This is a genomic window from Micromonospora sp. NPDC048063 (assembly GCF_043202855.1).
GTDB lineage: Bacteria > Actinomycetota > Actinomycetes > Mycobacteriales > Micromonosporaceae > Micromonospora.
In genome coordinates this window covers 1-11,738 of the sequence record NZ_JBIDBG010000034.1, presented here as the reverse complement: position 1 = coordinate 11,738, position 11,738 = coordinate 1, and the positions used below count along the sequence as shown (strand labels likewise).

Here is an 11,738-nt window from a genome sequence, read left to right as displayed (position 1 = left end):
CCCGGGTGCCGGGCCGGTGTCCGACCAGCCCGGCAGCCGGCGGGTCAGCTCGCGACGGCCCAGGCCAGGATCGCCGCGAGGAGCAGCCCGTTGAGCACGGCCAACCCCAGGTACGCGGCCGGCGGGATCTTGCGGCCCTTGCGGACGAAGTTGACCAGCACGGCGGCGTAGCCGAGCAGCAGGATGGCGATGACGACCAGGAAGTAGAACACCCGACGACCTTAGTGCGGTGTCCACCAACGTTCACCAGGAGTCCGGTGGTGTGTTGTGGATCCTCGCCGTGTGGGCGAGCGACTCCCCACTGGTTGGTGGGGCGGGCCACCGCGGGCCAACTGGGCCCTCGCGCCGCCCGGGTGGGCGGCGGGGGTCACGCCGGGACCGGCCGGCGCCGGGGAGGTGCCGGCCGACTCGACGGTGCGTGACCACCCCGGGCAGCACTACAGGTGATGTGGGGGTGGTGGGTCCGCCGCCCGGGGTGCGGGTGGCGATGCTGGCCGCCGCGACGAGGTCACGGTGGCCCGAGAACTGGCAGTGCAGGCAGGTCAGGGTCCGCCCACGCGGCTTCGGTATCCGCCGGTGGCAGGTGGGGCAGGTGGAGGACGTGCCGCGTTCGTTGACGAGGTGGACGGTGATGCCGGCGAGGGTGGCCTTGTCGGTGAGGATCTGCAGGAGGCGCCCGATCTGCCACTGCCGTAGCCGCAGGTTGTGTCGCCGCCCCGCCGGCAGGTCCAGGACCCCGCGTGGATCACCGACGTGCAACACCCCCACCCGCTGACCGACCGCCCAGCCGACGACGGTGCGGGCGGCCTCGTGTTGGGCCTGTCGCACCCGCCGCCGATGCCGACCCTCCACCACCCGAGTGCGGGCCCGGTACTGGCGCCACCGCCGCGACCCGCGCTGGCCCGGTTTCGGTGCCCGGCGGGCGACGGCATGTTGGCGGGCTTTGGTGTCGGCCAGGTGCATGCGATGCTCGGCGCGGATCGCCCGCCCCGACACCAACAGCGCCTCCCCGCCGGGGCCGGCGACGGCGTACGGGTGGATGATCCCCACGTCCACGCCCGCCACCCTGGCAGGGTCCGGCCCCTCACCCGCTGGATACACCGTGATCGGGACTTCGGCGGTGACGTCGAGGAACAGGCGGCCGCCCTCACACAGCAGGGTGATCGAGCGGACCTGCTCGACCGGATACGGCACCTGACGGGCCAGGCGCACCCACAACCCCGGCGTGCCCTTCGCGGTGGGGATGCGCACGCGGTGGCCGTCGAGGGTGAACGTGCCGTGGTACCAGCGCACCGGCACCAGCCCCCGCCGCCGACGCGGGAACCCCGCCGATGCGTCACCGGCCTTGCGGCGTTTCGCCGCCGCGAACCACGCATCCGAGAACCGCCGCAACACCGACCGCGCCCCGGTCGTGTCCAACTCGGCGAACGTGCCCGGCCCGGACGCCGACAACTCCCGACACAACTCCTGATAGCCCGTCAACGGTGGGGCGTGGTGGCGGCGCCGCCAGGCGTTGACCTCCAACACACACGCCCACACGTCACCAGCCGAGCGCAGCAACCCGAAACACCGCCGCCGCTGCCCAGGCGTCACCCGCACCGCAACACGAGCGGTGCGATACACCACTGGCAGCGCGGCGGGATCCCGACGACGAGGCACGAATCAAAGCCAACACCACCGGTACGACAATCTCACCGCCGACGAACCCTGCGAAGGTTGGTGGACACCGCCTTAGCGGCCGGCCCGCAGGCCGAGTTGGCGCAGCTCCAGTGCGGCGAGCGCGTCGACGGTGGCGTCGTCGCCGCGCCGCCACGCCTCGGCCACGTCGGGCGCGATCCGGGTCAGCCGCCCGAGCGGCTGGGTGGCCAACGCCCGCAGGGCGAGCAGGTCCCGGCCGGCGGGCACGGCGGCCAGCCTGGCCGCCGAGGCGGCCCGGCGCATCCAGCGCACCCGCAGCGGCAGCCAGCCGAAGAGCACCAGGCCGAGCGGGAAGACCAGTACGGCGACGGCCAGCGCGAGGGCGAGCTGGTCGACCAGCTCCTGCTGGTCCCGTCCGGCCTCGGCCAGCGACCGGGCGGCGCCGGCGGCCCGCTCGAACGGCGCGGTCAGCTCGTCGCCCACCAGCGGCACCCGGCCGACCTTGCCGCCCGCCTCGGCCAGGTTGTCGGCCAGGCCGCCGCCGGCCCCCTCCAGCTTTTGGCCGGGTACGGCGAGCTTCTGGACGAGGTCGTGCAACCACAGCGCGCCGCGGATCGCGCCGTACACCCAGGCGACGACGAGCAGGTCGGTGATCAACTGTCGGACGGCGGTCGGGAAACGATCGGCGTAGATCTTCACGCCGGACAGCGTGCCATGCGCGACCGCTCCGGGCATCTGTCGCGGACGGCCGGCACCGCCGTGCCCGTCCGGCCCGCTACGACTTCTCCCTCGCCCAGTTGACCGCTTCGCGCACGGCCCGGACGGTGCGGATCGCGCACGGGCCTGGACAGTCTGATCAGCCGCCGGCAGGCCGGGCTGCGCCTGGTGTCCGGCTGACCCGTCGTGGCGGGTCTCAGCGGGCGCAGGCCGGGCAGGTGCCGAAGATCTCCAGGGTGTGGCTGACGTCGGCGTAGCCGTGCTGCGCGGCCACCCGCTCCGCCCAGCTCTCCACCGTCGGCCCGGCCACCTCCACGGTGCGGCCGCAGCCGCGGCAGACCAGGTGGTGGTGGTGCCCCTCGCTGCACCGGCGGTAGAGGTGCTCGCCGCCCGGCGGGCGCATCACGTCGATCTCGCCCGTGTCGGCGAGCCCCTGGAGGGTGCGGTAGACCGTGGTCAGCCCGACCCGCTCGCCGCGCTCGCGCAGCATCGCGTGCAGCTCCTGCGCGCTGTGGAAGCCCTCCATCTCGGCGAGCAGCGCGCTGACCGCCGAGCGCTGCCGGGTGTTGCGGACCGCCGAACCCGTCATGACCCCTCCCCGGCGTGGCTGACCGCGTCGGCCACGATGTGCGCGACGTGCTCGTCGACCAGGGCGTACGCGATCTCGCGCCCCCGTCGCGAGCCGCGCACCACGCCGGCGCCCCGCAGCACCCGCAGGTGCTGGGAGACCAGCGGCTGCGCGGCGCCGAGCTTGTCCACCAGCTCGTGCACGCAGCGTTCGCCCTCGGCGAGCTCGCTGACGATGGCCAGCCGGATCGGTGCCGACAGGGCACGCAGCAGCTCGCTCGCCCCCTCGAAGGCATCGTAGCCTGATCCGCTGGTCACCCCGTAACGGTAACCAATCCCATCGCCGTGTCGTTGACCAGGCTCAGCGGAGCACGACCTCGTGCGGCTCGGGCGCGGGCGCGGCGGCCGGGGTGCGCCGCCGGCGCAGCACCCGCCAGGCCGCGCCGAGGAGCGCGACCACCCCGAACGAGGCGATCGCCATCAGCACCACCGACGCGCCGGGAGCGGTGTCGGCGTTCGCCGCCACCCAGACCCCCGAGCCGGCGGCGAAGAGGCCGAGCGCCATCGCCGCCGCCATCGTGCTGCGGAACCCCCGGGTCACCTGCTGCGCGGTGGCCACCGGCACCACCATCAGCGCGCTGATCAGCAGCACGCCGACGGCCCGCATGGCGATCGTCACGGTGACCGCGGTGGCCACCGCGAGCAGCATGTTGAGCGTGCGCACCGGCAGCCCGGAGACCCGGGCGTACTCCTCGTCGTGGCAGACCGCGAACAGGGCCGGGCGCAGGGCCAGCATGGCGACCAGGATCGCCGCGCCGAGCACCGCGATGGTGATCAGGTCCCCCGGCGAGATCGTGGTCAGCGACCCGAACAGGTAGGCGTTGAGGTTGGCGCTCGTGCTGTCGGAGAGCCCGACCAGCATCACGCCGCCGGCGATGCCGCCGTAGAAGAGCAGGGCCAGGGCCAGGTCGCCGGAGGTGCGCCCCCGGGCGCGGACCAGCTCGATGGTGATCGCGCCGACGGTCGCCACGACCACCGCGACGAGCACCGGGGAGCGGTTGAGCAGCAGGCCCGCGCCGACGCCGGTGAGCGCCACGTGCCCGACCCCGTCGCCGATCAGCGCGAGCCGCCGCTGCACCAGGTAGATGCCGAGCGCCGGCGCCGCCAGGCCGATGACCAGCGCGCCGATCAGGGCGCGCTGCATGTAGGGGTACTGGAAGAGTTCCATCTCAGCGGCTCCACAGCCCGGCGGGCTCGTCGGGACCGTGCGGGTGCACGTGGTCGTGGTCGGGCTCCGCGTGGTGGCCGGCGGGTTCGGGCACCACGCCGTCGTGGCAGATCCCACCCTGGTGTACGACGACCGCCCGGCTGATCAGCGGCCGCAGCGGCCCGAGCTCGTGGGCCACCAGCAGCACCGTGCCGCCGCCGCCCACGAAGTCGTGCAGCGCCCCGGCGAACGCCTCCTGGCTGGCCGCGTCCACCCCGGCGGTCGGCTCGTCGAGGACGAGCAGCTCCGGCTGACCGGCCAGCGCCCGGGCGATCAGGGTGCGCTGCTGCTGCCCGCCGGAGAGCGTGGCGACCGGGTCGCGGGCCCGGTCGGCGAGCCCGACCGCCGCCAGCGCCGCGTCGACGGCGGCCCGGTCGGCGCGCCCGGGCGGGCGCAGGACGCCCCGGCGGGCCAGCCGGCCGGAGGCCACCACCTCGCGGACGGTGGCCGGTACGCCGCCGCCGGCACCGAGGCGCTGCGGGACGTACCCGACGCGGTGCCACTGCCGGAACCGGCGCAACGGGCGGTCGAAGAGGGTGACCGACCCGGAGCTGAGCGGCACCAGGCCGAGCACGGCGCGGATCAGGGTGGACTTGCCGGAGCCGTTGGCGCCGAGCACCGCGACCACCTCGCCGGCGGTCACGGTCAGGGAGACGTCACGCAGCACGGGGCGGCCGTCGTAGCCGACCACCCCGTGCGTGACGGTGATGACTGGGGATGTCACGAGCAGCTCAACGCCGTCCTGAGGGTCTGCAGGTTGGTGCGCATCACCGAAAGGTAGTCGCCGCCGTCGGTCGACAGCCCTTCCAGCGGGTCCAGTACCGCGGTCTTCGCGCCGACCTGGTCGGCGATGGTCTGGGCCACCTTCGGGCTCACCAGCGTCTCGAAGAAGATCGTCGTGGCCTTGTGCTCCCGGGCCTCCTCGATCACCTCGGCGAGGCGCTGCGGGGACGGCTCGTTCTCCGGGCTCAGCCCGGTGATGCCGATCTGCTCGAGCTGGTAGCGCTCGGTCAGGTAGCCGAACGCGGTGTGGCTGACCACGATCTCCCGCCGCTGGCAGGTCTTCAGGCGGGCGGTGAAGTCGGCGTCCAGCTTCGCCAGCTCGGTGCGCAGCGTCGCGGCGCGGGCGGTGTAGTCGGCGGCGCGCTCCGGGTCGGCCTGGCCCAGCCGCTCGGCGAGCTTGTCGCCCACCGTGGCCAGGCGGGTCGGGTCGAGCCAGAGGTGCGGGTCCTTGCCGCCGCCCTCCTCCTCGGCGTGGGGCTCCCCGGCGGCCTCGCCCTCGTGCCCGTGGTCGTGGTCGTGCCCGCCGGCCGCCGCGTCGCGCAGCGGCTGCACGGTGGCCACGTCGAACGCGCGCTCCCCGGCGTTCTGCTCGACGGCCTCGTCCACGTTCGGCTGGAAGCCCTTCAGGTAGACGACCAGCTCCGCCTGGCTGACGTCGCCGACCTGCCCCGGGTTGAGCTCCAGGTCGTGCGGCTCGGCCCCGGGCTTGGCCAGGTTGGTCACCTTCACCGCGTCGCCGCCGATCCGCTCGGCGAGGAACTGCAGCGGGTAGAAGGCGGCCACCACGTCGACCCGCTGCGGGTCGGTGCCGGCCGCGTCGTCGGAGCAGGCCGCGACGCCACCGAGGGCGAGCAGGGCGGTGGTGGCGGCGGCCAGGGTGCGCGGGGCGGAGCGGATGTTCATGACATGAACTCTCCGCGACAACGACAATGATTGTCAAAAACGCATGCTTGCATGTCAGAGCAGCTTCACCAGGCCCGCGGTGACCAGCAGGGTGAGCACCACCAGCCGGATCACCCGGGTCGGCGCCGTCTGCACCGACCAGGTGGTGACCAGCAGCGCGGCGACGGCCGCGGCGAGCAGCAGGGTGAGCAGCCCGCCCACCACCCCGGGGGTGAAGAACGCGACCAGCGCCAGCACCAGGGTGACCAGGAACACCGTCGTCGGGTTCGCCCGCGCCAACCGGGCCGGCAGGGGGCTCTGCGTACGCTGCATCCCACAGACTCTACGAGGAGGAACCCGTGCTGGTGACGAACCGGTTCGTGGTGGACGTCGATGTCGCCGACGACTTCACCGAGCGGGCGCACGCCGCCCTCGCCGCCCTCGCGGCCCGTCCCGGTTACCTGCGCGGGCAGCTCGTCCGGGCGCTGGACGACCCGCGCCACTGGTGCCTGGTCACCGAGTGGGAGTCCGTCGGCACCTACCGGCGTGCCCTGGGCGGCTTCGACGTCAAGGTCACGGCAGTGCCGCTGCTCGCCGAGTCGGTCGACGAGCCGTCCGCGTACGAGGCGCTCGCTACCGCGGCGCCGGGCGGGGACGTGGTCGTGGCGGCCAGCGATCGGGCCGCTGGTCCGTACCGCTGAGCCCGCGGGCACTAGATTGCTCTCATGACCGCTCCCGGATCGGCGGCACCACCGCCGTACTCTTCGCTGCCCGGCCAGGAGGGGGCGCAGCCGCCCGTCGTGCCCGGCCCGCCGGCGGATCCGGGCGTGCCCGCCCCGCCGCCCGGCCCCGGGGTGGCCCCGCCGTTCGCGGCGCCGCCCACCGAGGGGCGCAACACCCGGCTCTGGCTCGGGCTGGGCGCCGGGGCGCTCGCCGTGCTGCTCTGCTGCGGTGGCGGCGGCGCTGCCGTGGTGGGCCTGGCGGTGACCGGGGTGCAGGCCGTGCGGGAGCAGGGGCGCACCGTCTCCACCGACTACTACCAGGCGCTGGTCGAGCGGAAGTACGGTGCCGCGTACGACCAGCTCTGCGACGACGCGCAGCGGCGCGAGTCGCGGCGGGAGTTCGAGCGCCGGGTCGCCGCCGAGCCGCAGATCGCCGCCTTCCGGGTGGGCGACGTGGACACCACCACCCTGACCGTGCCGGTGGACGTGACCTACACCGGCGGCCGGCAGGACCGGCAGGAGGTCGTCCTGGGGCAGGACCGGCAGACCGGCGGCATGGAGGTGTGCGGGGTCAACTGACCCGCCCCCGGTATTCTCCTGGGCTCGGGCTGGTGCTGGTCGTACCGTTGTCCCGAACTGCTCGTTCCGTCCTTCACCGCGTCCCCGCCGACCGCCAGTCGGCGTAGGAGGAAAAAACATGCCAGCCGACCGTATCGACGCCGTCGTCAGCCTCGCCAAGCGCCGAGGCTTCGTCTTCCCCTCTAGCGAGATCTACGGAGGCACCCGGTCGGCGTGGGACTACGGTCCGCTCGGCGTGGAGCTGAAGGAGAACGTCCGCCGGCAGTGGTGGAAGACCATGGTCCAGCAGCGCGACGACGTGGTCGGCCTCGACTCCGCCGTCATCCTGGCCCGGGACGTCTGGGCCGCCTCCGGCCACCTCGACGCCTTCGTCGACCCGCTGACCGAGTGTCAGTCCTGCCACAAGCGGTTCCGGGCCGACCACCTCGAGGAGGCGTACGAGGCCAAGCACGGCAAGCCGCCGGCCTCGCTGACCGAGCTGAACTGCCCGAACTGCGGCAACAAGGGCACCTTCACCGAGCCGAAGATGTTCAACGGTCTGATGAAGACCTTCCTGGGCCCGGTGGAGAGCGAAGAGGGCATGCACTACCTGCGCCCGGAGACCGCGCAGGGCATCTTCGTCAACTACAAGAACGTCGAGACGGTCGCCCGCAAGAAGCCGCCGTTCGGCATCGCGCAGACCGGCAAGTCGTTCCGCAACGAGATCACCCCGGGCAACTTCATCTTCCGCACCCGCGAGTTCGAGCAGATGGAGATGGAGTTCTTCGTCGAGCCGGGCTCCGACGAGCAGTGGCACGAGTACTGGCTCCAGGAGCGCTGGAACTGGTACCTCGACCTGGGCCTGTCGGAGGCCAACCTGCGCTTCTACGAGCACCCCAAGGAGAAGCTCTCCCACTACTCGAAGCGCACCGTCGACATCGAGTACCGCTTCCAGTTCGGCGGCACGGAGTTCGCGGAGCTGGAGGGCATCGCCAACCGCACCGACTTCGACCTGTCCACGCACAGCAAGCACTCCGGCGTCGACCTGTCCTACTTCGACCAGACGAAGCAGGAGCGCTGGGTGCCGTACGTCATCGAGCCGGCCGCCGGCCTCACCCGGGCGGTGCTGGCCTTCCTGCTCGAGGCGTACGACGAGGACGAGGCGCCGAACACCAAGGGCGGCGTGGACAAGCGCACGGTGATGCGTTTCGACCCGCGGCTGGCCCCGGTCAAGGTGGCGGTGCTGCCGCTGTCGCGCAACGAGGCGCTCTCGCCCAAGGCGAAGGGCCTCGCCGCGGACCTGCGCAAGCGCTGGGTGGTGGAGTTCGACGACTCGCAGGCGATCGGCCGCCGCTACCGTCGCCAGGACGAGATCGGCACGCCGTTCTGCGTGACGGTCGACTTCGACACCCTGGACGACAACGCGGTGACCGTGCGGAACCGGGACACCATGGCCCAGGAGCGCATCTCCCTGGACCAGGTCGAGCGCTACCTGATCGAGCGCCTCCCCGGCTGCTGAGGTGTAAGGAAGGGCCCCTTCTTAACGTTTTCAGTAGAGGAGGGGCCCCTTCCTAACATCCCGGAGCGCTCACCCGTCGTTACCTGGCACGTCAACAGGCTGGACGCGGACCCGGTTCGCGGCGCCGAGGCCGCGCCGGGATTCGTACGCATCCTCCACGGTGCGGCGGACTCGCGCCGGGTCGCGACGGATCTGCGCCGGGGTGAAATGCAGGATCAGGATGCCGTGCCGGCTCAGTTCGTTGTGCCGGTCGAGCGTTCGCGCCCAGTCACCGGGGCTGAAGTGGTACTCCTGCGAGTCGACCTCCAGCGCCACCGCCGAGTCGGCGAGATATCCGTCGGGGGTCGGCAGCGACGTGCCGTTGCCGGCGGTCAGGCGCGGATTCCACCGGATCTCCGGCAACACCGGACTGCTGGTCAGACACTCCCGCAACTCCGCCTCCGGCGCCGACCGGACGCCGTGGACAACCTCGGAGAACGCCTTCCTGACCAGCGCGGTCCGGCTGCGCCGGGCCCGGCCGATCTCCTCGTCCAGCCGGGCGAGATCGGTGAACCCACGCTGCACGGCCTCGGCGACAATCGCGCGTACCGGACGTAGGTGGCGCAGGTCGCGGGCCGCGTCCACGACCGCCCGCGCCGGCGAGCACACCCGGTAGACCGACGCCTGCCGGGCCTTGGCGTCCAGGGCGAGGGCCCGCGCGACCCGGGCGAATCCCGCCGAGCTGCGCCGTGCGTGGTGCGGCACGATCAGGTGTACGTCGTCGGTGCGCGGGCTCTGCCGGAAGCCGTACCAGATCAGCGCGGCGAGCCCCGTGAGCTGTGCCTCCGGCCCGGCGTAGAGCGCCGCCGCGATCCGTCGCTGCTCGTCGGTCAGGGTGCCGGTGACCAGGGCGTACGTGCCGGGCAGCACGCGCTGCCACTGGCTGCGCCGGGTCTGGCGGTACAGGTACATGTCGTCGAAGCCCGCGGCCAGCAGTTGGGCCCGGGTGACGATCTGCTGCTGTCGCTCCGCCGCGTCGGCGAGTTCGGGTGGCTGCTCACGCATGAGGCGCAGCATGGGTGCAGGACGATCCCGTGTCCCGCCCGATCGATCGGTCTGTGGACGGCGCTGCCCGCTGTGGAGAACGCCCGACGTCGCCCCGACTGTGATATGCGTCGTGTTAGCAGGGGACCCCTCCTCTGCACCAGACGATAGGAGGGGGCCCTTCCTTACACTTGTGCGGTGACCGCGCCGATCGTTCCCGCACTGCGCCCGCTGACCCTCGGGCGGCACCAGGTGTGGCCGCCGGTGGTGCTCGCCCCGATGGCGGGCATCACCAACGTCGGCTTCCGGCAACTCTGCCGGGAACAGGGCGGCGGCATCTACGTCTGCGAGATGATCACCACCATCGCGCTGGTGGAGCGGAACCCGAAGACGCTGCGCATGATCGCCTTCGGCGGGGACGAGCGGCCCCGCAGCCTCCAGCTCTACGGCACCGACCCCGAGATCACCGCCGCCGCCGTGCGGATCGTGGTCGAGAAGAACCTCGCCGACCACATCGACCTCAACTTCGGCTGCCCCGTGCCCAAGGTCACCCGCAAGGGCGGCGGATCCGCGCTGCCGTGGCGGCGCCGGCTCTTCGCCCGCCTGGTCAGGGCCGCGGTGGCCGCCGCGTCGCCCGCCGGGGTGCCGGTCACGGTCAAGATGCGCAAGGGCATCGACGACGACCACCTGACGTACGTCGAGGCGGGCCTCGCCGCGCAGGACGCCGGCGTGGCGGCGGTCGCCCTGCACGGGCGTACGGCGGCGCAGCGCTACTCGGGCACCGCCGACTGGGACGCCATCGCCACGCTCAAGCAGGCGCTCGACGTGCCGGTGCTCGGCAACGGCGACATCTGGGAGGCCGACGACGCGCTGCGGATGGTGGCGCACACCGGCGTCGACGGGGTGGTGATCGGCCGGGGCTGCCTGGGTCGCCCGTGGCTCTTCGCCGATCTGGAGGCCGCGTTCAACGGACGCCCCGAGCGCCGGATGCCCAGCCTGGGCGAGGTCGCGCAGACCATGCGCCGCCACGCCGAGTTGCTGGTCGACCAGTTCACCGCGGGCGCACGCAACCCCGCGCGGGGCGAACGGGACGGCTGCACCGACTTCCGCAAGCACGTCGCCTGGTACCTCAAGGGCTTCCCGGTGGGCAGCGAGCTGCGCCGCGAGCTGGCGATGATCGAGAGCCTGGCCCAGCTCGACGACCTGCTCGGCAAGCTCGACCCGACCGAGCCCTTCCCGGTCGCCACGCTCGGCCAGCCGCGCGGGCGCACGAACTCGCCCGGCAAGGTCTTCCTGCCCAACGGCTGGCTTGCCAGCCGCGACGACGACACCGTGCCCGAGGGCGCCGAGCTGGCCGACTCCGGCGGCTGACCGGACCGGTACGACAAAGCCGCGCGGCTTGCCGGGCTGGTCGGACCAGGTCGCGCGGTTGATCGGGTCGGTCGGACCAGGTCGCGCGGTTGATCGGGTCGGTCGGACCAGGTCGCGCGGTTGATCGGACCGGGCGGAGCAGGGTTGGTCGTGGCTGTGCTGAGTTCTGCTGCTGGTCAGGCACCGCGCTGCCGTGTCTGCCTGGGCGTACAAGGTCCGGCCTGCCGGCCGTGTTCCGCTGTCGAGCTGCCCGCACGGACGGGGCAGTGAAGGGCGCCGGTTGGTCTCATGGACGGGGCAGCTCGACAGCGTTCCACCACCACCCCCGACGTCCGGTGTGCGTTGCTGCGAAGCCGGCGGTGAGGCACCGGTCTGCGGCTGGCAGGGCGGCCGGACGGCGTCGCCCGGCTCGCCTGCGCCGCCCGGCTCGCCTGCGCCGCCCGGCTCGCCTCTGCGGCTGGCAGGGCGGCCGGACGGCGTCGCCCGGCTCGCCTGCGCCGCCCGGCTCGCCTGCGCCGCCCGGCTCGCCTGCGCCGCCCGGCTTGCCTGCGCCGAGGCCGATCGTGCCCGGCGTGCCCGGTACGGAGACGACGACAAGGGCCGGCCCCGTTCGGGGCCGGCCCTTGTCGTTGGTGGTGGTGGGATCAGGCGGCGTAGCCGCGGGTGGCGATCCAGTCGGCGAGGGCCTCGG

The 11,738-nt window shown here is 72.9% G+C and carries 14 protein-coding genes; 4 read left to right on the top strand and 10 right to left on the bottom strand.

The features are described 5' to 3' along the window. Positions 1-44: 44 nt before the first annotated feature. From ACGFZ2_RS33895 to ACGFZ2_RS33855, 9 genes are all read right to left on the bottom strand, one after another. Positions 45-212, bottom strand: a complete 168-nt coding sequence (locus ACGFZ2_RS33895; RefSeq protein ID WP_357702753.1) for a hypothetical protein — start codon at positions 210-212, stop codon at positions 45-47. A gap of 31 nt (positions 213-243) precedes the next feature. After that, the gene (locus tag ACGFZ2_RS33890; RefSeq protein WP_393460930.1) at positions 244-1,593 is read right to left on the bottom strand and encodes an RNA-guided endonuclease InsQ/TnpB family protein; all 1,350 of its coding nucleotides are present in this window, start codon (positions 1,591-1,593) and stop codon (positions 244-246) included. A gap of 138 nt (positions 1,594-1,731) precedes the next feature. Continuing rightward, a complete protein-coding gene (locus ACGFZ2_RS33885; RefSeq protein ID WP_393460912.1) occupies positions 1,732-2,337 on the bottom strand; it encodes a hypothetical protein in 606 nt (201 codons plus the stop codon). Positions 2,338-2,551: 214 nt separating this feature from the next. Further along, entirely contained in the window at positions 2,552-2,944 is a 393-nt protein-coding gene (locus ACGFZ2_RS33880; RefSeq protein WP_393460909.1) for a Fur family transcriptional regulator, read from the bottom strand. Beyond that, positions 2,941-3,240 (bottom strand): metalloregulator ArsR/SmtB family transcription factor, encoded by a 300-nt coding sequence (locus tag ACGFZ2_RS33875; protein ID WP_350710747.1) that lies wholly within the window; start codon positions 3,238-3,240, stop codon positions 2,941-2,943. Before ACGFZ2_RS33875 ends, ACGFZ2_RS33880 begins: the two co-directional genes overlap by 4 nt. A gap of 43 nt (positions 3,241-3,283) precedes the next feature. After that, the gene (locus ACGFZ2_RS33870; RefSeq protein ID WP_393269415.1) at positions 3,284-4,150 is read right to left on the bottom strand and encodes a metal ABC transporter permease; all 867 of its coding nucleotides are present in this window, start codon (positions 4,148-4,150) and stop codon (positions 3,284-3,286) included. Between the two features lies 1 nt (position 4,151). Then, positions 4,152-4,913, bottom strand: coding sequence for a metal ABC transporter ATP-binding protein (locus ACGFZ2_RS33865; protein ID WP_393269418.1), 762 nt, complete (start codon positions 4,911-4,913; stop codon positions 4,152-4,154). Continuing rightward, entirely contained in the window at positions 4,910-5,875 is a 966-nt protein-coding gene (locus ACGFZ2_RS33860; RefSeq protein ID WP_393460906.1) for a metal ABC transporter substrate-binding protein, read from the bottom strand. The genes ACGFZ2_RS33865 and ACGFZ2_RS33860 overlap by 4 nt, the downstream gene beginning before the upstream one ends. Positions 5,876-5,929: 54 nt before the next feature. Next, the gene (locus ACGFZ2_RS33855; protein WP_357702763.1) at positions 5,930-6,187 is read right to left on the bottom strand and encodes a hypothetical protein; all 258 of its coding nucleotides are present in this window, start codon (positions 6,185-6,187) and stop codon (positions 5,930-5,932) included. 26 nt (positions 6,188-6,213) lie between these two features. On the opposite strand from ACGFZ2_RS33855, the gene ACGFZ2_RS33850 reads away from it, so the two are divergent. From ACGFZ2_RS33850 to ACGFZ2_RS33840, 3 genes are all read left to right on the top strand, one after another. Next, entirely contained in the window at positions 6,214-6,555 is a 342-nt protein-coding gene (locus ACGFZ2_RS33850; RefSeq protein ID WP_350710738.1) for an antibiotic biosynthesis monooxygenase, read from the top strand. 126 nt (positions 6,556-6,681) lie between these two features. Next, positions 6,682-7,155: a hypothetical protein gene (locus ACGFZ2_RS33845; protein WP_393460927.1), complete on the top strand. Its 474-nt coding sequence runs from the start codon at positions 6,682-6,684 to the stop codon at positions 7,153-7,155. Between the two features lie 118 nt (positions 7,156-7,273). After that, positions 7,274-8,653, top strand: coding sequence for a glycine--tRNA ligase (locus ACGFZ2_RS33840; protein ID WP_393269426.1), 1,380 nt, complete (start codon positions 7,274-7,276; stop codon positions 8,651-8,653). Between the two features lie 69 nt (positions 8,654-8,722). Here the strand turns inward: ACGFZ2_RS33840 and ACGFZ2_RS33835 are convergent, their stop codons facing one another. Next, entirely contained in the window at positions 8,723-9,697 is a 975-nt protein-coding gene (locus ACGFZ2_RS33835; RefSeq protein WP_393460902.1) for a type IV toxin-antitoxin system AbiEi family antitoxin domain-containing protein, read from the bottom strand. 177 nt (positions 9,698-9,874) lie between these two features. On the opposite strand from ACGFZ2_RS33835, the gene dusB reads away from it, so the two are divergent. Beyond that, on the top strand, positions 9,875-11,047 hold the full coding sequence (gene dusB / locus ACGFZ2_RS33830) for a tRNA dihydrouridine synthase DusB (protein WP_393460899.1): 1,173 nt from the start codon (positions 9,875-9,877) through the stop codon (positions 11,045-11,047). The last annotated feature ends 691 nt before the right edge of the window (positions 11,048-11,738 follow it).